Consider the following 20,617-nt stretch of genomic DNA (forward strand, 5'->3'; position numbering starts at 1 on the left):
CTGTTCGGTGATCGGTTTCGATCAGTTGGCCGTGACGCTAGAGGCAGCCACCGACAAGTTCCGGGACAAGTCGGCCTGACCAGCAGCATCTAGCCGTCGAACACCACCCACAGTAGGCGAACACCTGTTCGACTCAAGGGAGACACGCCGTGCGGTGGGCAGCGTGTCGAATAGTCCGCTCCCTGCGGGGGGCGCGGGGCCTATCGTGAAAGTCATCCCGGCCGAAACGGGGTCCGCGTGCACGAGATGGCGATAACGCAGAGTGTGGTCGATGCGGTGTGCGAGCACGCCGCGGGACGCCGGGTGCACTGCGTCAAGCTGGAGGTCGGCGCGCTGTGCGCCGTCGTACCGGACTCGATGCGGTTCTGCTTCGAACTCGCCACCGCGGGCACCGTCGCCGACGGCGCGCGCCTGGACCTCGATGTGCAACCCGGCGCGGCGCGCTGTCACACCTGCGGCCAAAGCTTCGAACTACCCGATCTGATTCTGTTGTGTCCCTGCGGCAGTGCCGATGTCGAGGTGACCGCCGGTCGGGATCTGAGGATTCTCTCGATGGAGGTGAGTTGAGCATGTGCGCGACCTGCGGCTGCGGCGACGACGGTGCGACCATCACCACGCCGGGACACACCCACCTCCACCCTCACGAGCATGACCATCTCCACGAAGGCGAACACGTCCACACCGAGACCATCACGCTCGAGCAGAAGGTGCTCGCCAAGAACGACGAGCTCGCCGAACGGAACCGCGCATGGCTGGCCGCCCGCAACATCCTGACGCTCAACCTCACCAGCTCGCCGGGCGCCGGTAAGACCACCCTTCTGGAACGCGCCATCCGCGATCTGCACCCGGATCGCCCGGTCGCGGTCATCGAAGGCGATCAGGAGACGCTGCTGGACGCCGAACGCATCAGGGCCGCGGGAGCGCGGGCCGTACAGGTCAACACCGGCGCGGGCTGCCATCTCGACGCCACCATGGTGCAACGGGCACTGGAGACCCTCGACCCCGAGCCGGGGTCGCTTCTGTTCATCGAGAACGTCGGCAACCTCGTCTGCCCCGCTCTGTTCGATCTGGGTGAGCGCAGCAAAGTCGTCGTGATCTCGGTGACGGAGGGCGACGACAAGCCGCTGAAGTATCCACACATGTTCGCCGCGGCGGGACTGGTGATCGTGAACAAGACCGACCTGCTGCCGTATGTCGCTTTCGATCTTGAGAAATGCCGCGACCACGTACGCTCGCTTAACCCAGGCGCGCAGATACTGACCATGTCGGCCGCCACCGGCGACGGTGTCGCGCGGTGGTACGACTGGATCGACGATTGCGCAAACTCGGCTTCTGCGCTGGCACCCGTTGACAAGACATAACCCCCGGAGTAAACCCAGACTCAGCGCCGGAATTCGGCGCCGCGGCACAACGTGAGGTTGGGAGCCCCAGCCCGGCTCCCGGTCGTGAGGGCCCCAGCCCGGCCCCCAGGAAGCTGTGACCTATGCCAACGGAGGCAGCAGTCAAAGCGGAAGAGGCCTTGATCCACGTCCTGTGGATCAACGCCGGATTGAGTTGTGACGGAGATTCGGTGGCGTTGACTGCCGCCACCCAGCCCAGCATCGAGGAGATCGCCCTCGGCGCTCTTCCCGGGCTGCCCAGAATCGCCGTCCATTGGCCCCTGATCGATTTCGAGTGCGGGCCGAACGGTGGCGCCGACGATTTTCTCGAATGGTTCTTCAAGGCCGACCGGGGTGAACTGGAACCATTCGTTCTGGTCGTCGAGGGGTCCATCCCGAACGAGAAGATCAAGGCCGAAGGCTACTGGTGCGGATTCGGCAACGATCCGGCCACCGGCCAACCGATGACCACCAGCGAGTGGCTGGATCGGCTGGCGCCCAAGGCCACTGCCGTCGTCGCGGTCGGAACGTGCGCCACCTACGGCGGCATCCACGCGATGGCGGGCAATCCCACCGGCGCCATGGGTGTCCCGGACTACCTCGGCTGGGACTGGAAGACCAAGGCCGGCATTCCGATCGTCTGCGTACCGGGATGTCCGATCCAACCCGACAACCTCGCCGAGACGCTGACCTACCTGCTGTACATGGCCACGGATCAGGCTCCGATGATTCCCCTCGACGATGCGCTACGGCCCCAGTGGCTGTTCGGCGCAACCGTGCACGAGGGTTGTGACCGAGCCGGGTACTACGAACAGGGCGATTTCGCGACCGAGTACGGATCGCCGAAATGCATTGTCAAACTGGGTTGCTGGGGTCCGGTCGTCAAGTGCAACGTACCCAAGCGCGGCTGGATCAACGGAATCGGCGGCTGCCCGAACGTGGGTGGCATATGCATCGGCTGCACCATGCCCGGATTCCCCGACAAATTCATGCCGTTCATGGACGAACCCCCCGGTGGCAAGGTGTCCACCGCGGCGTCGGGCCTGTACGGGTCGGTGATCCGCAGCCTGCGCCATATCACCGGCCGCACCGTCGACAAAGAGCCGAAGTGGCGCCATCGCGGCACGCAACTCACGACCGGAGCGACCCGCACCTGGTAGGTGTGGCTCGTCGGAGGGCGCGCAGGCGTGCTTTCGGTCTCCGAAATGTCCTGTGACGCTCCTCATCTGAAGAAAGAGAAGAGTTCGATGACAACCATCATCCCCGAGCCGTCACACGTGAAGCGCGACCCCGGCCAACTGGTGGAGATGGCGTGGGATCCCATCACCCGGATCGTCGGTAGCCTCGGCATCTACACCAAGATCGACTTCGACAATCGCGAGGTCGTCGAGTGTCACAGCACCTCGTCGATCTTCCGCGGTTACTCGATCTTCATGAAGGGCAAGGATCCTCGCGACGCGCACTTCATCACGAGCCGCATCTGCGGCATCTGCGGTGACAACCATGCGACGTGCTCGTGCTACTGCCAGAACATGGCCTACGGTGTCAAGCCGCCACACCTCGGCGAGTGGCTGATCAACCTCGGTGAAGCCGCCGAGTACATGTTCGACCACAACATCTTCCAGGAGAACCTGGTCGGCGTCGACTACTGCGAGAAGATGGTCTCCGAGACCAATCCCAGTGTGCTGGCCAAGGCGGAGAACACCCAGGCCCCGCATGCGGACATGCACGGCTACCGCACGATCGCCGAGATCATGCGTGCGCTCAATCCTTTCACCGGCGAGTTCTACCGCGAGGCCCTGCAGGTCAGTCGGTGGACGCGAGAGATGTTCTGCCTCATGGAGGGTCGACACGTCCATCCGTCGACGCTGTATCCCGGCGGTATCGGTACCACCGCGACGGTCCAGTTGATGACCGACTACATGACGCGGCTGATGCGCTACGTCGAGTTCATGAAGAAGGTCGTGCCCATGCACGACGACCTCTTCGACTTCTTCTACGAAGCGCTTCCCGGCTACGACCAGGTCGGCTTGCGCCGCACGCTGCTGGGCTGCTGGGGCTCGTTCCAGGACCCCGAGGTGTGCAACTTCGAGTACAAGGACATGGAGCGTTGGGGCGACGCGATGTTCGTCACGCCCGGTGTGGTGATCGACGGGAAGCTGCACACCCACTCCCTGGTCGACATCAACCTCGGCATCCGAATCCTGTTGGGCCACTCGTACTACGACGACTGGACCGACCAGGAGATGTTCGTCAAGACCGATCCCCTCGGCAATCCGATCGACCGGCGCCATCCCTGGAACCAGCACACCAATCCCCGGCCGCAGAAACGCGACTTCGACGGCAACTACAGCTGGGTGATGGCGCCGCGCTGGTTCGACGGCACGGATCACCTGGCGCTCGACACCGGCGGCGGTCCGTTGGCGCGGCTGTGGTCCACCGCACTCGCCGGACTGGTCGACATCGGCTATGTGAAGGCGACCGGCCAGAGCGTGCAGATCAACCTGCCCAAGACGGCCCTGAAGGGTCCGGTCGAACTCGAGTGGAGGATCCCGCAGTACGGCAGCAACACCCTCGAACGCAACCGCGCCAGGACATATTTCCAGGCCTACGCGGCCGCCTGCGCCCTGCACTTCGCGGAGAAGGCGTTGACCGAGATTCGAGCCGGCCGGACCAAGACCTGGGAGAAGTTCGAGGTGCCCGACGAAGGCATCGGCTGTGGGTTCACCGAGGCGGTCCGCGGAGTCCTCAGCCACCACATGGTGATTCGCGACGGCAAGATCGCGAACTATCACCCCTATCCGCCGACGCCGTGGAACGCCAACCCCCGGGACAGCTACGGCACACCGGGACCCTACGAGGACGCGGTCCAAGGCCAGCCCATCTTCGAGGAGAACGACAGGGAGCATTTCAAGGGCATCGACGTCATGCGCACGGTGCGCAGTTTCGACCCGTGTCTGCCGTGCGGCGTGCACATGTACCTGGGTAAGGGGAAGTCACTCGACCTGCTGCACTCCCCCACCCAGTCCGTCACCGGGGAATAGGGAATGGCCCCGCCGATCCGAGACGACGCGCAGTGGCGTACGGCGGGCCACCGAATACAGGCCCTGCTTGACGCGTCCGCCGCGGGCGGCCCCGCCGCGCACGAGCGCGCGGTCCAACTCGTCGGTGAGGTGACCGACCTCTACGGCGCCGCACTCGAACGGATCCTGCGGATCGCGGTGAGCGCCGACGCCACGCTGGCCGAACGACTGGCCGGCGATGACCTCGTCGCCAGCCTGCTGCTCGTCCACGGGTTGCACCCGCACGACATCCATCGGCGCGTCGAGGATGCCCTCGACAGGGTCCGGCCGTATCTCGGCTCGCACGGCGGCGACGTGGCACTCCTCGAAACAGTCCACGTCCCAGACGGATTCACCGTTCGCCTGCAATTCTCTGGCAGCTGCAAGAGCTGCCCCTCGTCGGCGGTCACCCTGGAGTTGACCGTCGAGGACGCCGTCCGGGCGGCGGCTCCGGAAGTCACCGCGATCGAGGTGGTCGCGCCGCCGTCGAGCCCGACGGTGATTCCGCCGGCGACGCTCTTCAGCCGCGTCCAGCAGCGCGCGCCCAGGCATGCGTCGTGGCACCCCGTGCCCGAATTCGCGGACCTGACGCCCGGCGAGGTCGGCGGATTCTCGGTGGCGGGAACCACCGTGCTGGCGTGCCGCATCGGCGACGAAATGTTCGCCTATCGCGACCGCTGCGGTGTCTGCCGCGAGTCGCTGGCCGGGGCCGCGCTACACCGCCGCATGGGGTCTCCCGCCGGCGATGCGGTGCTGCGCTGCCCGCGCTGCCACGCCCATTTCGACGTCGTGCACGCCGGGGCCTGCGTCGACGAGGGAGCCGACCCGCTCGCTCACCTGGAGCCGATCCCGCTGCTGGCGCGCGACGGCGTGTTGTCGATCGCGATGGCCGCGCAGCCCACCGAGGCGGGTGTGGCATGACCAGCGCGTACGACGTGCTCGCGATGATCCGGGCCAACCGCGGGGTCCCCGCGCCCGCCGGTGAACGCTGTGAGATGTGCACCGAAACGATCGCCGATGAGCACCAGCACGTCGTGAATGTCGAAGCGCGGGCGCTGATGTGCGTGTGCCGCGGCTGTTATCTGCTGTTCACCGACACCAGGGCCGCGCTCCGCTATCGCGCGGTCCCCGACCGCTGGTTGTCCTTCCCGGGATTCGGGATGGACCGCCGGGATTGGCAGCGTCTTCAGATCCCGGTCGCGCTGGCGTTCTTTTTCCGCAACTCGAGCCTGGATCGCATGGCCGCCTTCTATCCCGGGCCGGCGGGCGCGACCGAGTCCGAACTGGACCTCTCCGCGTGGGACAATGTGCGTGCGGCGGACCCGCGGGTGGACCTGCTCGCCGACGACACCGAGGCCCTGCTCGTGCTGGTGCCCGACGACGAACGACGGGCCCCGGAATGCTTTCTGGTGCCCATCGACGCCTGCTACGAGTTCGTCGGCAGGCTGCGCCGGCTGTGGCGCGGATTCGACGGCGGCCAGCAGGTGCGCGAATACGTTCAGGACTTCTTCGAGCACGTGCGTAACCGGGCGAAGGTGGTGGCGCCGTGCCAGAGCTGACCTTCGCCGTGCTCGACATCCGCGCCGAACCGTACGCGGTCACACCGGTGCTCACCGCCCGGATCGGTATCGCTTCCGACGGTGACGACCCCGTGCACGCCATCGCGCTGCGCTGCCAGGTTCGCATCGAACCGTTGCGTCGCCGATACTCCGATGACGAGGCGCTCGGACTGCTCGACCTGTTCGGCCCCCGCGAACGCTGGGACACCACACAACACAACTTCCTCTGGCAACATGCCAGCACCATGGTGCCGGGATTCACCGGAACCACGCAGGTCGACCTGCCGCTCGAGTGCACCTACGACCTCGAGGTGACGGCGGCGAAATACTTCCATGCACTGCATGACGGCACGATTCCGCTCCAATTCCTGTTCAGTGGAACAATTTTCACCCGCGGTGAGAAGAACCTGCGCGTGCAGCAGGTTCCCTGGGATCGCGAGGACCGCTACGACATGCCCGTGTCGACGTGGCGTGACCTAATGCGCGTGCACTACCCCAACACGGGTTGGCTGCGGCTGGGTCACGACACCATCGCTGCGCTGTCGGAGTTCAAATCAGCCCGCGGCCTTCTGGGTTACGACGACGCGATCACCTCGCTACTGGCCGTTCACACCGCTGAGGAGATTCGATGACCGCAGACTGGGATCACGCCCGAGCCGTCGCGGACGCGGTGCTCTATGAGGGATACCTGTTGTATCCCTACCGCGCCAGCTCGAGCAAGAACCAGTCCCGTTGGCAATTCGGCGTTCTCGGACCGAGCGGCGCCGCGGAGGCCGCCATCGGCGAAGACGCCTCGATGTCCACCCAGGTTCTGTTGACCCCGCACGGCATCCCGATGGTGACCGGTGTGATCCGCTTTCTGCAGCTTCAGCACCGCAGTGTCGAACGCGACGCCGGCGGTGGACGGTTCGAACCGGTCGACGAACTGAGTTCGGGAACCGACGCATGGGTCAGCTGGGACGAGGCGGTCGAGTGCGAGATCCCGATCCACCCGTTCCCGGTGATGAGCCTGCCTGCCACACTGGACATCTCGGTTCCGTCGGCCAGTGAGATCCAGCCCGTCGCGGGCGGCAGGCTGGTGCGGACGCGCCGCGAGCTGAGCGGCCGACTCGACGTCTCCGCCGAGCAGGACGGTGACTTGCTGCGACTCACGTTCGATGTATGCAACACCGCTGCACCGGCCGGCGACGAGGACGAGGCGATCGCCGTATCACTGATCGGGACCCACCTGTTGCTGGAGGTGGCCGACGGTGAGTTCGTCTCCCTGCTCGAACCGCCGGAGGGGGCCTCCGACGCCGTGGCGCGGTGCCGCCAGCACCGCTGCTTCCCGGTGCTGGCAGGCCCGGCGCCGCATCGGGATCTCGTGCTCGCGTCACCGATCATCCTTTACGACCACCCCGAGATCGCCGAGCAGAGCAAGGGTGCGCTCTACGACTCGACCGAGATCGACGAGATCCTGACGCTGCGCATCATGACGATGACCGACGACGAGAAAGCACAGGCCCGCGCCACCGATCAACGCGCCGCGGCGATCATCGATCGCTGCGACTCGATGTCACCCGAGGCGATGCTCGATCTGCACGGCGTGCTGCGGGACCCGCATGCGGCCGGCGGGGAACCGGACCTGATCCCGCAGATCCCGACCGGCATTGAGTGGTGGGACCCGATGGCCGATACGGCGGTGCGGCCGGACTCGGATGCCGTTCTGGTCAACGACACTCGCGTCGCCCGTGGCAGCCGTGTGCGGTTGCACCCGTCCCGGCGGGCCGACGCGCAGGACGTGTTCTACGCCGACAAGATCGCGCGCGTCACCTCGGTGCACGAGGACGTCGACGGCGAGCACCATATCGGCGTCGTCATCGAGGACGATCCCGGTGCCGAACTGCACGACTGGTACGGCCGCTACCTGTACTTTGCACCCGACGAGGTCGAACCTCTGGTTGAAGGGAGTCCGCAATGGAAGTGATCGGCTGGATCGCGGTAGGTGTCGTCGCGGTGGTGGCTGTGGCGGCGGCGGCGGTGGGCATCCGCTCCGTGCCGGATGCGCGGCGCTACATGAGAATGCGCCGGATGTGACGGCGAACGAGGTGTACCGATCTCCCGAATTCTGGTAGCCGGGCTCGGCAACATCTTCCTCGGTGACGACGGCTTCGGCCCCGAGGTGATGCGCCGCGTGCCGGCCGACCTCGCCGGACCACACGTTGCGGTCACCGATTACGGGATCGGCGGCATGCACCTCGCCTACGACCTGCTCGACGGCTGCGACGCCCTGGTCCTGGTCGACGCCATCCCGAATCGCGGCACGCCGGGCAGTCTCCACGTGTTCGAGGCCGACCTCGACAACGCCCGGTCCGCAACCGGTTTGGATGCGCACGCGATGGACCCCGCGGCGGTGTTCGCCAGCCTCAACGCGCTCGGCGGCACCCCGCCCTTCACCGTGGTGATCGGCTGCGAAGTCGACCGCGTCGACGAGGGTATCGGGCTGTCGGATGCCGTTGCGGCGGCCGTGCCGGAGGCGGTCCGGGTGATCGGCGAGGTGGTCGACGGACTGTTGGCCCGCGTCTCGGTGGCGGAGGGCTGACCGATGTGTCTGGGCATTCCGGGTCAGGTGGTGAGGATGCTGGAGGGCTACGGTGATCAGCTGGCGCTCGTTGATGTCGCCGGTCAGCACCGCAAGGTCAACGTCGGCATGCTGCCCGAGGAGACGTTCACACCGGGCGACTGGGTCATCATCCACATGGGCTTCGTCGTGGAGAAGACCGACAAGGCAGGGGCCGACGCGGCACTCGCGGGTCTGCAGTTGATGGGAAGCGGCGAACCTGTCCCTGGCGCAGAGGATTCGCCGTGACCACGCGGCGCCGCCTGCGTGTCCGGGTCCGCGGAGTGGTCCAGGGAGTCGGCTTCCGCCCCTTCGTGTACACGACGGCGGCCGCGCTGGGGCTGACCGGAAGCGTGCGCAACGACAGCACGGGCGCGGTCATCGACGTCGAGGGCAACAGCGCCGACGTCGAGACGTTTCTGACCCGGTTGCGCGATCGGCCACCGCCGCTGGCGGTGATCGAAGGCATTGACACCGAGTCGCTTTCGGTCGCGGGCGGTACCGGTTTCGTCATCGCCGACACCTCGCGAACCGACGGTGGCCGCACGCTCACCTCACCCGACGTCGCCATGTGCCCCGACTGCGCCGCCGAACAACGCGACCCGCGAAACCGACGCTTCCGACACGCATTCATCAACTGCACAAATTGCGGACCGCGGTTCACCATCATCGCCTCGCTGCCCTACGACCGGCACGCCACGACCATGGCGGGCTTCGACATGTGCGAGGCCTGCGCGCACGAATACCACGATCCCGCCGACCGCAGGTTCCACGCCCAGCCCGTCTGCTGCGCCGACTGCGGCCCGACCCTGACCTACCGCGACCGCGCGGGCGCCACCACGACCGACGAATCCGCGCTGCGCCGCGCACGCCGACTGCTCACCGACGGAGGGATCCTTGCGGTCAAGGGCATCGGCGGCTACCACCTGGCTTGCGACGCCGCCGACGAACGCGCGGTCGCCGAGTTGCGCGCCAGGAAGCGCCGTGGGGACAAACCGTTCGCAGTGATGACACCCGACCTCGCGACCGCTCGCGACCTGGCCGAGATCGATGCGCCGTCGGCGCGGCTGCTGACCGGACCGCAACGCCCCATCGTGTTGACGCCGCGGCGCGACGGCGCCCCGGTCGCCGGCGCCGTCGCACCGCACAACCCCGACCTGGGCATCCTGCTGGCCTACACCCCGCTGCACGTTCTGCTGTTCGGGCTTCCGGGCGACGAACCCGGACCGACTGCATTGGTGATGACCTCGGCCAACCTCGCCGGCGACCCGATCTGCTTCACCGATGCGACTGCGCTGGAGCGGCTTTCACGCATCGTCGACGGCTGGCTCATGCACGACCGCGAAATCCTGGTGCCGTGCGACGACTCCGTCATGCGGACCGTCACCCTCGACGGAGACGAGCCGGTGGAGTTGCCGATCCGGCGCTCGCGCGGCTATGCGCCGCTGCCCGTGGCGTTGCCGGTGCCGGTACCGCCCTCGCTCGCGGTCGGTGCCGATCTGAAGAACACCATGGCGGTCGCGGACGGCCGCTACGCGTGGCTGAGCCAGCACATCGGCGACATGGACGATCTGGCGACGCTGTCGGCGTTCGATTCCGCGCAACACCATCTGCGGGAGCTGACGTCCGTCGCGCCGCAGGTGTTGGTCGCCGACGCGCATCCGCTGTACCGGTCGACCGAGTGGGCCCGACGCAACGCGGCGGCCCGGCCCGTCAGGCTGGTCCAGCACCATCACGCGCACATCGCTGCGGTGATGGCCGAGCACGGCCTCGACGGGTCCACACAGGTGCTCGGATTCGCCTTCGACGGAACGGGTTACGGGCCCGATGGCGCGGTGTGGGGCGGCGAGGTGCTGCTGGCCAATTACAAGGGCTACCAACGTCTCGCGCACCTGAGGTACGTACCGCTCGCCGGTGGTGACGTCAGCGTCCTGCGCCCGTACCGGATGGCCCTGGCACACCTGCGGTCCGCGGGGATCGCGTGGGATCCCGACCTGCCCCCGGTCTCGGCCTGTCCGCCCGACGAGCGTCACGCGCTCGACCGACAACTCGAGACCGGCTTCGGCTGCGCGCCGACCTCCAGCATGGGCCGGCTGTTCGACGCGGTGTCCTCGCTGACCGGGATGCGGCACGTCGTCGACTACGAGGCGCAGGCCGCGATCGAGCTGGAGGGTATCTCACGCGGCACCGACTGCGGCACAACCGCTTACACATTCGCCGTCGGCGCATCCGATTCGACGTCGGTGATCGATCCCGCGCCCGTACTGCACGCCATCGTCGCCGACCTCCGTGCCGGCGTGTCCCCGTCGGTCATCGGTGCCCGGTTCCACCGCGCGGTCGCCGACCTGGTCGTCGAACTCGCATGCACACACGCCGACTCGTCGCGGCCCGTGGTCCTGTCCGGCGGTGTGTTCCAGAACGCCCTGCTCCTCGAGTCGACTCTGACCGGGTTACGCGACAGGGGCATCGACGCGATGACCCATCGCACGGTGCCACCCAACGACGGCGGTATTGCCCTGGGCCAGCTGCTGGTGGGGAACGCATCATGACCGGCCCGGACGGTCGTACGGTGTTCGGCCGCTATGCCTACCCGCCGAACGAGCTCGGCTACTGCGGTCCGGCCGACGGCGGCGGCGGAACCTCCGCGCTCGCCTCACACGCACGCGAATTCGACGGGGCCTGGCCGTATCTGACCACCATCGCCGAAGCCGTCGGGGCGTCCGACGCACTCGATGACGAAGTCGTCCGCAGTTACTGGATCGGCGGTCCGGCGCTGTCCAAGGTGGACCCCGACTATCTGCTGGCACGACTGCGCGCGTCTTTCACCGGTCAGGTCACCGGGATGCTCGACGCGGTGCCCTCCACCTCCGATGTACTGGCGCACCACAGCTTTCACGTCTTCGTCGTCTACCCCTGGGTGAAGTTCCTGGGGCGCGACGCCGACACCGCCGTGGGCGTCATGCAGGCCTGCCGCATCCGGTGGGGCACCGTCACATCGGTCACCGGCGACCGGGCGGAAATCGCGTCGCGTCCGCTGCGATATGAGGACGGTCGGCTGACGCTTGGCGATCCGCGCGGCGATCGAATCTCATGGAGGCGGGGCGAGCTGTCCCTGGCGCCCGCTCCGCAACCCGGAGCGGTCGTCTCCGCCCACTGGGACTGGATTTGCGGGACACTGACCGGCGAGGAGGCCGCCGACCTCGAAACGGCCACGCTGGCCACACTCGACCTTGTGAACTACGTTCTCGGACAGGGAGTATCGCCATGACGACCGCGCAACGCCCGTATGTCGGCGAGGAACTGTCCGCCGACCTCGCCGCCGCCGCGCTGGATCTTGCCCGCAGGTTCAACGACGGCGCGACCCTGTGGGTGATCTCGCCGCAGTGGGAACCACACGCTCATCACATCGCCGTCGAGTTCGTGCATCCGGTGATCATGGGCAAGAGGGCGCTTCCGTCGGTCGCCCTCGTCGAACCGGACCCCGTCGCGCAAGCGCGGGTGGCCAGCCGGCCCGGCGATCTGCTGATCGCGGTGGCATCGGCAAACGAACCGTCGGTCGTCGACGCGATGCGGCGCGCCCGCGCGTGGGGCGTCCTGACACTCTGGATCGGGTCCGGACCGCGTCCACCGGCGGGAGCGGCGAACCACATCCTCTGGATCGACACCGAGGACCCGATGGTGCCGGCCACCGGAGCGTTCGTGTTGCTGTATCACCTGCTGTGGGAGCTCACGCACGTCTGCTTCGAGCATCCGGGGCTGCTCAAACCCGTCGAGCCCGCCGCCGTCTGCGTGACGTGCAGCGACGAGGGGCGGCTCGGTGAGGTGCTGGTGCCACCGGTCGATGCGACGAGCTCGGCGCTGGTACACACCGCCAACGGTGAGGAGTGGGTGGACGTCACGCTGATCGGTGACGTCGCGGTCGACGACCTCGTTCTGCTGCACGCCGGCGCGGCCATCTCGCGCGTCGAGCCCGAGGAGGTGAACCGATGACCGACTCCGATGCCACCGGCTTCCTGTACCCCTTCATCGAGTCCGAGGAGACCGACGCCGCGAGCCTGCTCGACGATCTCGCGGCCTCGGCCCGCGGTAAGGCGGCCGAAAGCGCTCGGCTGCAAAGGGAATCACTCAACGAGTACGGCGATGCGTTGACCGCGGCCGGAACGCAGATGGCCGAGCGGTTCCGCCACAGCGGGCGGCTGTACACGTTCGGCAACGGCGGAAGTTCCACCGACGCCGCGACGTTGGCCTCGCTGTTCAGCCGACCGGCGCGCGGAAGGCCGGTCGCCGCATGGTCTCTGGCCGCCGACAACGCCGTGGTGACCGCGCTCGGCAACGACGTCGGGTTCGAGTTGATCTTCAAACGGCAGATCATCGCCCACGCCCGCGACCGCGACGTCGCGATCGCGCTGTCCACCTCCGGCAACTCCGACGACCTGATGACCGCGATCACCGAGGCCAAGGGTCGCGGACTGCTGACCGTGGGCTTCTCCGGCCACGACGGCGGACGGATGGCGGCCGCCGACGACCTCGACTTCTGTTTCACCGTCCACTCGCAGAGCATCCACCGCATCCAGGAGAGCCACGCGATGCTTGGCTACCAACTCTGGTCGGTGGTCCAGGAGCAGCTGTACACCGATTCGGCCCGCGCACTGAACGGAGCACATTCCCCATGACACGAGCTGCGAGCGCGTCCGAACGCGAAGACCGGGTGCTGGAACGGATCGACAAGTTCCGTCAGCGACGACCGCGACTGCTCGACGACGTGGTGACGCTCGCGCACGGGGCGGGCGGCAAGTCGTCGGCCGCGCTCGTAGACGCGGTGTTCCTCGAGGCCTTCCGCAACGACGAGCTCGAACAACTCGGTGACGCGGCCGCGGTGCGGACGCCCTTGGGCGAACGGCTGGCCTTCTCCACCGACTCCTACGTGGTGTCGCCGCGGCGCTTCCCCGGCGGCTCCATCGGCCATGTCGCGGTGCACGGCACGATCAACGACCTGGCCGTCTCCGGCGCCCGCCCACAGTGGCTCTCTGCGGCGTTCGTGATCGAGGAGGGCTTCCCGATCGCCGAACTGCGCGAGATCGTCGCGGACATGGGCGAAGCCGCGCTGAACGCGGGCGTGCAGATCGTCACCGGCGACACGAAGGTCGTCGGCCGGGGCGCCGCCGACGGCGTCTACATCTGCACCGCAGGCATGGGATTGATTCCCGAGGGCCGGCGACTGTCCCGGGACAGCGTGCGGCCCGGCGACAAGGTCGTGCTGTCCGGCACAATCGGTGAGCACGGGATGGCCGTCATGCTGGCGCGCGGCGACCTGGCCATCGACGCCGACATCGCCTCGGACACCGCGCCGGTGCACGAACTCGTCGAGCTGCTGCTGACCGCGGCGCCGTCGACCAGATGGATGCGCGACGCGACCCGCGGCGGTGTGGGCACGGTGGCCAACGAACTCGTCAAGGACGCGCCGTTCGCGATGATCTTGGACGAGGAGAGACTGCCCGTCCTGCCGCAGGTGCTCGGGGCGTGCGACATGCTCGGCATCGACCCGCTTTATGTGGCGAACGAAGGCAAGTTCGTCGCCGTGGTGCCCGCCGACGAAGCCGATGCGGCGGTGTCCGCGTTGCGCGCCCATCCGCAGGGCACGCGGGCCGCGGTGGTCGGCGAGATCGTCCCCGAACCCCACGGAATCGTCGCGCTACGAACGTCGTTCGGCGGCAGCCGAATCGTCGACATGCTCGTCGGCGACCCCCTGCCGCGGATCTGTTGAGAGGAGAGCACATGTGCCTCGGTATCCCCGGTCAGGTGGTCGACATCGTCGACGCCGAACAGTCGCTGGCCAAGGTCGACGTCAACGGCGTACGCAGAATCATCAGCGTTCGACTGCTGGCCGACGACAACCTGCAGGTCGGTGACTGGGTCCTGGTGCACGTCGGGTTCGCGATGGCCAAGATCGACGAACGCGAGGCGAAGCTCACCCTCGACCAGGTGCAGAAGATGGGCGCCGACTACGCCGCCGAGATCGAAGCGTTCAACTCGTCCGAAATCGCTTGAGAGGCAAGTCATGAGATTCGTCGACGAATTCCGCGACCCGGCCGCCGCACGCGCGCTGGTCAGATCCATCACCGACCTCGCCGGTGACGACGAGTTCAAGTTCATGGAGGTGTGCGGCGGCCACACCCACACCATCTACCGCCACGGCATCGAGCATCTGCTGCCGGAGACGGTCGAGCTGGTGCACGGGCCCGGGTGCCCGGTGTGCGTCATCCCGATGGGACGCGTCGACGACGCGATGTGGCTGGCCGAACAAACGGACGTCATCTTCACGACGTTCGGTGACATGATGCGAGTGCCGGGATCGCGGGGCAACCTCCTCGAGGCGAAGGCCCGCGGCGCCGATGTGCGCTTCGTGTACTCACCGCTGGATGCGCTCAAGATCGCGCTCGACAATCCCGACAAGCGGGTCGTGTTCCTCGCAGTGGGCTTCGAGACCACCGCGCCGTCCACCGCCGTGACGCTTGTGCGCGCGAAAGCGTTGGGCGTGGGTAACTTCAGCGTCTTCTGTAACCACGTCACGATCGTTCCACCGATCAAGGCGATCCTGGAGTCTCCCGACCTGCGTCTGTCCGGATTCCTCGGACCCGGACACGTCTCGACGGTGGTCGGGTTGCGCCCGTACCGGTTCGTCCCCGACGTGTACGGAAAACCGATGGTGGTGGCTGGGTTCGAACCGCTCGACATCCTCGCGTCGGTGCATATGCTGCTGCAGCAGATCCGCGACGGCCGCTGCGAGGTCGAGAACCAGTACACGCGGGTGGTGCGTCCCGAAGGCAACACCCAGGCGCTCAAGTTGATGGCCCAAACGTTCGAGCTGCGACCGCATTTCGAGTGGCGGGGGCTGGGTTTCATCTCGCAGAGCGCGCTGCGGCTCCACCCCGACTACGCCGACTTCGACGCCGAACGCACCTTCGCCATGCCGGGTGTGCGCGTGGCCGACCCGAAAGCGTGTCAGTGCGGCGAGGTGCTCAAAGGAGTCATCAAACCGTGGGAGTGCAAAGTTTTCGGAACCGCGTGCACGCCGGAGACACCGATCGGGACCTGCATGGTATCCCCCGAGGGCGCCTGCGCGGCCTACTACAACTTCGGTCGGTTGCACCGTGAAACGGCGCTGGTCCTGGGCCAGCGCGCATAGCGGCCGTCTAGTCATCGCCGCAGATTCCGCGGCGACAAGTGAGGAGTGATTGTCATGTCAGAGCCGGAGGAACGAGGCAAGCGCGGAACCGGATCCGATCAACCCTCGGGCGGGCCGGCGGACCGTCCGTCGGACACCTATCGCGGTGACGAGTCCGTCCCCGCACACGAGGACGGCGGTAAGCCGGACTTCCGGCCGGGATTCACCAACGAACCCCCCAAGGATGTCGAACCCGAGATCCCACCGTACGAGGGGCGGCAGACGTCGGCCAAGCCGGAAGGCTCCGGCGACGACGGCGGCGAACGCACCGCGGGTGCGGTGAAGCCGGCCACCGATGCCGCGAGCAAGGCGCCGCCGCCGAGCGAGACCGTGGACGGTGCGACCGCCTCCCCCGCCGACGAACAGCCGGCGTCACAGATGCCGGAGTCCGACCGCGACGACGACCGGGTGGGCCCGTCACACACCACAGGCGCCGGTCGCGCCGAGGACAAACGCTAGCCGGTCACCACTGATCGCGCGGGACGTCGAAGTCCGAGCACAGCGCGCGCCACACGTCGCGCGGTTCGACGCCGTCCTCGATGGCCTGCTCTGCGGTGCGCCCATCCAACCCGCTCAGGACGTGGTCGACGAGCAGGGACGAGCCGCGCACGGGGCCGAACTGTTCCTCGACGAGCTGATGAAATTCCGTCAAGCGCACGAGCCCAAACTACGCTGTGGCCCTCAGTGCTTCATGGCACACCTGTACCGGATCATCGACGTCGGCGACCGTCGCCCCGGCCCGCCGCGCGGCCTCACGGTAGCCAGGAGTGCTCAACACCTCGCGCACCGCCTGCGCCAACCCATCCGGAGTGAGAGGACGCACCAACTGCGCACTCCCCTGGCGCACAACACGATTGGCGATCTCCCATTGGTCCCCGCCGCCCGGCACGATCACCATCGGCACACCGGCCAGCAGCGCCTTGGCAACCGTCCCGTGTCCACCGCCGCAGATCAGCACGTCCGCCTCGGCCAGCAGCTCGTCCTGGCGGCCGAGCCCGACCACGGCCCACGGCGGCACCTCGCGATCAGGCCCGTCGAGCCGCGACACCACCACCCGCGCACCGGCGGGCAGGACGTCGCCGGGCACCAACACGTCCAGCGCCAGGTCGGTGAGTCCGCCCGCACCCGTGGTCGCCGTCGACGGGGCCACCGCCACGACCGGGCCGTCACCGGCGGGCAGCGTCAGCACCGCAGTCGTCGGCTCGTAGTGCAAAGGGCCGACGACGACGGCCTCGGCCGGCCAGTCCGGTCGCGGCACCTCCAGGGCGGGCAGGGTCGCGATGAGACGTCGCAGCGGTCCCGGATCCTCGGCGGGCAGGCCGATCCCGACGCGGGCCGCGGATCGCTGCCGGAGCCCGGCGCGCCACGACCGCGCACTGAGTGCGCGCAGCGCCGCGTCGCGCAGCCGCCCCCGCACACCCGTTCCGGCCGCCAGCCCGCTGCCGATCGGGGGCAGGCCCTTCGACGGCCGGTACAGCGGGTGGGTGTTCAGCTCGACCCAGGGCACGCCCAGCAGGTCGGCGGCCAGCCCGCCGCACGCGGTGATCGAATCGGAGACCACCAGATCAGGTTCGAGTGCGGCGATCCGATCCCTGTTGAGCACCGCCATCCGGGCCGCCCGTTGGTGGATCTTGGCGCCCGCGTCGGCGTCGTCGTCGGCGGCCGTGGGATCCAGACCGTCCAGTTCGCAGGCCTTGATGCCCTCTCCACGTGCCGTGTCCAGCCATCGGGTCCCGGTCAACAGCGTCGGTGAATCCCCGTTGGCCAGAAAACGAAGACAAAGTGCGATCGCCGGAAAAGCATGCCCCGGATCAGGGCCGGCAACAACTGCGACGCGCATTGGGCTACCGTGCCACAGCGCTGCGGCACTACGCTTGCGCCATGACCGACCAGGCTTCCGAAGCGAGAACCGACGTCGACAACATCCGGGCGGTGGAGACGTTCCTGTACGCCCTGCAGGACGAGGATTTCGACACCGCCGACGGCCTGCTCGCCGATCACGCCGAATGGCACAACGTCGGCTATCCCACGATCCGCGGGCGTCAGCGCATCATCGGCCTGATGCGCCGGGGTCAGGGTCGGCTCGGCTTCGAGGTGAAGATCCACCGCATCGCCGCCGACGGCAACTCCGTGCTCACCGAACGCACCGATGCGCTGGTGTTCGGACCGGTGCGCCTTCAGTTCTGGGTGTGCGGAACCTTCGAGGTGCACGCCGGTCGAATCACATTGTGGCGCGACTACTTCGACACCTGGGACTTCCTCAAGGCCACGGTGCGCGGGCTGGTCGCGACCGTGTTCCCAGCGCTGCGGCCGACGATGTAGTCAAGCGCCGCGAACGTGGCCGAGTTCGTTGAACGCCTCGGCCCAGCCGACGAGCCGGTCGGTGGCGTTGGACAACTCGTCGCGGTAGCGCTGTTGCCACATCGGTGAGGTGGACGTCGGTCCGGCGTTCGCCGCCGACACCAGTTGCGCTGCGGCGTTGACCATTTCGCTGTACTGCCGCGCCCCGTGATCGAGTTGCGCCGTGAACGCCGCAATGGTGGGCGCCAGGTGGGCGCGCGACTGCGGGGTCGCGCGGATCGCGCGCTCCATCGACATCACTTCGTTCGCGGTGGCGCCCATGGTCGTCGCGGTCTGGTTGGCCGCGGCGCTCAGTTCGCGGAGTTCATCCGGCGGCAGCATCCGCCCCCGCTCCAGGACTCCGAGCAGCGAGAAGAATCCGCGCTCGGAGGCGGCCAGCGCCGCCATCGGTTGGCGTGCGGCCGAACCCCACGGAGGGAGCCTGCGGGTGGCACGGGACCGCGGAGGGGGCAGCGGCGCGCGTCGCAGCCACCGGTACCGCAGGAACGTCAGCGTGGCCAGGAAAGCGGCGCCGACCGCGATCGGCGACGGGATGAGCAGCGCCCATGCGGGAACATCCCAGGCCGCCACCACGCCGGTCACGCCGATCCAGAACACGCAGGAGATCGTGAAGAACACGGTGAGCCGCAGCGCCCAGCGCCGCTTACGGAGCAGCTTTGCGCGGGGGTCGGCGGCGGCATTCAGCTTGTCGGCCAGTACATCGGACCATTCGGCGGCCGTGTCGATGCCGTTTTGGACACCCCGCTGCACCATCGAACGCCACGGCTCGGGTCGACGGTTTTGCGAACGCACTGGTGTCCTCACGAACTATTGAGACAGCGGGTTTTCCGGTGTCGCCTGCTGCGGATTGGTCGCCGGAGTCGCGGGCTGCGGGGCGGCGTTACCGCCCGCGGGCAACTGCTCGCCGCGCATCGAGGCGCGGATCTGCTCCAGCCGGGAGTGCCCGGCCATCTGCACGCTCGCCTGCTGGACCTCCAGCATCCGGCCCTGGACCGAGTTCTGCGCCAGCTCGGCCTCGCCCATGGCGTTGGCGTACCGGCGCTCGATCTTCTGACGCACCTCGTCGAGGCTGGGCGTGGTGCCGGGGGCGGCCAACTCGCTCATTGAGCGCAGCGACGAGCTGACCTGCTCCTGCATCTTGGCCTGTTCGAGCTGTGACAACAGCTTGGTGCGCTCGGCGATCTTCTGCTGCAGCATCATCGCGTTCTGCTCGACGGCCTTCTTGGCCTGGCCGGCCGCGTTGAGCGCCTGATCGTGCAGGGTCTTGAGATCCTCGACGCTCTGCTCTGCGGTCACCAGCTGCGCTGCGAACGCTTCGGCGGCGTTGTTGTACTCGGTGGCCTTGGCGGCGTCACCGTTGGCGACGGCCTGGTCGGCCAGCGTCAATGCCTGCCGCACGTTGACCTGCAGCTTCTCGATGTCGGCGAGCTGGCGGTTCAGACGCATCTCCAGCTGACGCTGGTTGCCGATCACCTGGGCGGCCTGCTGGGTCAGGGCCTGATGCTGGCGCTGGGCTTCCTCGATGGCCTGCTGAATCTGCACTTTCGGGTCGGCGTATTCGTCCACCTTGGAGCTGAACAGCGCCATGAGGTACTTCCACGCCTTGACGAACGGATTGGCCATGTCAGTTCACTCCGCCTTCGTGTCGTTGTGTCGGACTCGCCGGCCCGGCTTTCCGTGCTGCCCAATCTATCGGGTCGGCGCGCATCGCCACAGTCTGCTCGGCGCGTCAGGCGACCGCCATCGACACGACCTGAGGAATGACCACCTTGGTGGTGGCGTCGATATTGGCGGCACCGGCGAAGGCGGCGCTCTCCTCACGCTCCATCTCCTGACCGGCGTCGAAGAGCACCCGGGAGAGCGGGACGTCCAGGGCTCCGCAGATGGCGCTGAGCAATTCGCTCGAGGCTTCCTTGCGGCCGCGTTCGACCTCCGAGAGGTAGCCCAAACTGACCCGGGCGGTGTCCGACACTTCGCGCAGGGTGCGTCCCTGATCGACGCGGGCACGACGCAGGACGTCGCCGATCACCTCGCGCAGCAATGCCGTCATCGTGCTTCTCCCTTCGGAGTGAGTGGCTGGGATCTAAAGGGGCAACGCTGAAGGCGGGCCGGTTGGTTCCCGAATAACGCAGATCACTGTCGAACGAGGACCGACCGCAGGCGGACGACGGCCTCCCGGACCGCCGCGAGGCGGATCTCCCACCGCGATCCGTCCAGGCGCAACTCGACGACGTCGGTCTCGACCGGTCCGGCGATACCGAGAAATACCGTTCCGACGGGGTGTCCACCGTGCGGTTCGGGACCGGCGACACCGGTCAGACCCACGCCCCACGTCGCCTCGCAGCGCTGTCGGGGGGCGCCCGCGACGGCCCCCCCCCCCCCCCCCCCCCCCGCCCCGCCCCCCGCCGGGCCCCCGCCGCGGGCCCCGCCCC

At 67.7% G+C, this 20,617-nt stretch carries 25 protein-coding genes and 1 pseudogene; 20 read left to right on the forward strand and 6 right to left on the reverse strand.

All coding sequences use genetic code 11. From position 1 onward, the window contains the following. The first annotated feature begins 237 nt into the window (after window positions 1-237). The 19 genes from AU198_RS23345 (at window position 238) to AU198_RS23430 (ending at window position 16,283) form a co-directional block, all read left to right on the forward strand. The gene (locus AU198_RS23345) at window positions 238-567 is read left to right on the forward strand and encodes a hydrogenase maturation nickel metallochaperone HypA/HybF (RefSeq protein ID WP_064350943.1); all 330 of its coding nucleotides are present in this window, start codon (window positions 238-240) and stop codon (window positions 565-567) included. Between the two features lie 2 nt (window positions 568-569). Then, window positions 570-1,361 (forward strand): hydrogenase nickel incorporation protein HypB, encoded by a 792-nt coding sequence (gene hypB / locus AU198_RS23350; protein WP_064350944.1) that lies wholly within the window; start codon window positions 570-572, stop codon window positions 1,359-1,361. 122 nt (window positions 1,362-1,483) lie between these two features. Then, the gene (locus AU198_RS23355; protein WP_064350945.1) at window positions 1,484-2,539 is read left to right on the forward strand and encodes an NADH-quinone oxidoreductase subunit B family protein; all 1,056 of its coding nucleotides are present in this window, start codon (window positions 1,484-1,486) and stop codon (window positions 2,537-2,539) included. A gap of 87 nt (window positions 2,540-2,626) precedes the next feature. After that, window positions 2,627-4,423 carry a nickel-dependent hydrogenase large subunit gene (locus AU198_RS23360; protein ID WP_064350993.1) on the forward strand — a complete coding sequence of 599 codons (1,797 nt, stop codon included), beginning with the start codon at window positions 2,627-2,629 and terminating at the stop codon, window positions 4,421-4,423. A 3-nt stretch (window positions 4,424-4,426) separates the two neighbouring features. Beyond that, on the forward strand, window positions 4,427-5,362 hold the full coding sequence (locus AU198_RS23365; protein WP_064350946.1) for a NifU-related iron-sulfur-binding protein: 936 nt from the start codon (window positions 4,427-4,429) through the stop codon (window positions 5,360-5,362). Continuing rightward, window positions 5,359-6,000, forward strand: a complete 642-nt coding sequence (locus tag AU198_RS23370) for a DUF5947 family protein (RefSeq protein WP_064350947.1) — start codon at window positions 5,359-5,361, stop codon at window positions 5,998-6,000. Before AU198_RS23365 ends, AU198_RS23370 begins: the two co-directional genes overlap by 4 nt. After that, complete coding sequence (locus AU198_RS23375) at window positions 5,988-6,632, forward strand: DUF6084 family protein (RefSeq protein WP_064350948.1); 645 nt, start codon at window positions 5,988-5,990, stop codon at window positions 6,630-6,632. Before AU198_RS23370 ends, AU198_RS23375 begins: the two co-directional genes overlap by 13 nt. Beyond that, on the forward strand, window positions 6,629-7,966 hold the full coding sequence (locus AU198_RS23380; RefSeq protein WP_064350949.1) for a hypothetical protein: 1,338 nt from the start codon (window positions 6,629-6,631) through the stop codon (window positions 7,964-7,966). Before AU198_RS23375 ends, AU198_RS23380 begins: the two co-directional genes overlap by 4 nt. Next, window positions 7,957-8,076: a DUF6893 family small protein gene (locus AU198_RS27065; protein WP_371259254.1), complete on the forward strand. Its 120-nt coding sequence runs from the start codon at window positions 7,957-7,959 to the stop codon at window positions 8,074-8,076. Before AU198_RS23380 ends, AU198_RS27065 begins: the two co-directional genes overlap by 10 nt. Before the next feature lie 28 nt (window positions 8,077-8,104). Then, window positions 8,105-8,581, forward strand: coding sequence for a hydrogenase maturation protease (locus AU198_RS23385; protein ID WP_082691172.1), 477 nt, complete (start codon window positions 8,105-8,107; stop codon window positions 8,579-8,581). A 3-nt stretch (window positions 8,582-8,584) separates the two neighbouring features. Next, entirely contained in the window at window positions 8,585-8,848 is a 264-nt protein-coding gene (locus AU198_RS23390; RefSeq protein WP_064350951.1) for a HypC/HybG/HupF family hydrogenase formation chaperone, read from the forward strand. After that, window positions 8,845-11,148 carry a carbamoyltransferase HypF gene (gene hypF / locus AU198_RS23395; RefSeq protein WP_064350952.1) on the forward strand — a complete coding sequence of 768 codons (2,304 nt, stop codon included), beginning with the start codon at window positions 8,845-8,847 and terminating at the stop codon, window positions 11,146-11,148. Before AU198_RS23390 ends, hypF begins: the two co-directional genes overlap by 4 nt. Continuing rightward, window positions 11,145-11,867, forward strand: a complete 723-nt coding sequence (locus AU198_RS23400; RefSeq protein ID WP_064350953.1) for a DUF6390 family protein — start codon at window positions 11,145-11,147, stop codon at window positions 11,865-11,867. The genes hypF and AU198_RS23400 overlap by 4 nt, the downstream gene beginning before the upstream one ends. Beyond that, window positions 11,864-12,589: a HypC/HybG/HupF family hydrogenase formation chaperone gene (locus tag AU198_RS23405; protein WP_064350954.1), complete on the forward strand. Its 726-nt coding sequence runs from the start codon at window positions 11,864-11,866 to the stop codon at window positions 12,587-12,589. The genes AU198_RS23400 and AU198_RS23405 overlap by 4 nt, the downstream gene beginning before the upstream one ends. Beyond that, entirely contained in the window at window positions 12,586-13,272 is a 687-nt protein-coding gene (locus AU198_RS23410) for a D-sedoheptulose-7-phosphate isomerase (protein WP_064350955.1), read from the forward strand. Before AU198_RS23405 ends, AU198_RS23410 begins: the two co-directional genes overlap by 4 nt. Continuing rightward, window positions 13,269-14,363, forward strand: a complete 1,095-nt coding sequence (hypE, locus tag AU198_RS23415; RefSeq protein ID WP_064350956.1) for a hydrogenase expression/formation protein HypE — start codon at window positions 13,269-13,271, stop codon at window positions 14,361-14,363. Before AU198_RS23410 ends, hypE begins: the two co-directional genes overlap by 4 nt. 11 nt (window positions 14,364-14,374) lie before the next feature. Next, window positions 14,375-14,647: a HypC/HybG/HupF family hydrogenase formation chaperone gene (locus AU198_RS23420; protein ID WP_064350957.1), complete on the forward strand. Its 273-nt coding sequence runs from the start codon at window positions 14,375-14,377 to the stop codon at window positions 14,645-14,647. A gap of 10 nt (window positions 14,648-14,657) precedes the next feature. Next, window positions 14,658-15,785, forward strand: coding sequence for a hydrogenase formation protein HypD (gene hypD, locus AU198_RS23425; protein ID WP_064350958.1), 1,128 nt, complete (start codon window positions 14,658-14,660; stop codon window positions 15,783-15,785). A gap of 54 nt (window positions 15,786-15,839) precedes the next feature. After that, window positions 15,840-16,283, forward strand: a complete 444-nt coding sequence (locus AU198_RS23430) for a hypothetical protein (protein WP_064350959.1) — start codon at window positions 15,840-15,842, stop codon at window positions 16,281-16,283. A 4-nt stretch (window positions 16,284-16,287) separates the two neighbouring features. On the opposite strand, the gene AU198_RS23435 is transcribed toward AU198_RS23430, so the two are convergent. Beyond that, window positions 16,288-16,482 carry a DUF3046 domain-containing protein gene (locus AU198_RS23435; protein WP_064350960.1) on the reverse strand — a complete coding sequence of 65 codons (195 nt, stop codon included), beginning with the start codon at window positions 16,480-16,482 and terminating at the stop codon, window positions 16,288-16,290. Between the two features lie 9 nt (window positions 16,483-16,491). Further along, window positions 16,492-17,664, reverse strand: coding sequence for a glycosyltransferase (locus AU198_RS23440; RefSeq protein ID WP_064350961.1), 1,173 nt, complete (start codon window positions 17,662-17,664; stop codon window positions 16,492-16,494). A 41-nt stretch (window positions 17,665-17,705) separates the two neighbouring features. On the opposite strand from AU198_RS23440, the gene AU198_RS23445 reads away from it, so the two are divergent. Continuing rightward, complete coding sequence (locus AU198_RS23445) at window positions 17,706-18,146, forward strand: limonene-1,2-epoxide hydrolase family protein (protein ID WP_064350962.1); 441 nt, start codon at window positions 17,706-17,708, stop codon at window positions 18,144-18,146. Here AU198_RS23445 and pspM read toward each other — a convergent pair whose 3' ends face one another. The 4 genes and pseudogenes from pspM to AU198_RS23465 all read right to left on the reverse strand — a co-directional run. Continuing rightward, entirely contained in the window at window positions 18,147-18,938 is a 792-nt protein-coding gene (gene pspM / locus AU198_RS23450) for a phage shock envelope stress response protein PspM (RefSeq protein ID WP_064350963.1), read from the reverse strand. A 54-nt stretch (window positions 18,939-18,992) separates the two neighbouring features. Continuing rightward, window positions 18,993-19,808, reverse strand: coding sequence for a phage shock protein PspA (pspA, locus tag AU198_RS23455; RefSeq protein WP_064350964.1), 816 nt, complete (start codon window positions 19,806-19,808; stop codon window positions 18,993-18,995). A 106-nt stretch (window positions 19,809-19,914) separates the two neighbouring features. Then, window positions 19,915-20,235 (reverse strand): transcriptional regulator ClgR, encoded by a 321-nt coding sequence (clgR, locus tag AU198_RS23460; protein WP_064350965.1) that lies wholly within the window; start codon window positions 20,233-20,235, stop codon window positions 19,915-19,917. A gap of 83 nt (window positions 20,236-20,318) precedes the next feature. Further along, window positions 20,319-20,555: pseudogene (locus AU198_RS23465) on the reverse strand (CinA family protein); the annotation flags it as partial. Window positions 20,556-20,617 lie beyond the last annotated feature (62 nt).

It is taken from the genome of Mycobacterium sp. GA-1199 (genome assembly GCF_001500045.1).
GTDB lineage: Bacteria > Actinomycetota > Actinomycetes > Mycobacteriales > Mycobacteriaceae > Mycobacterium.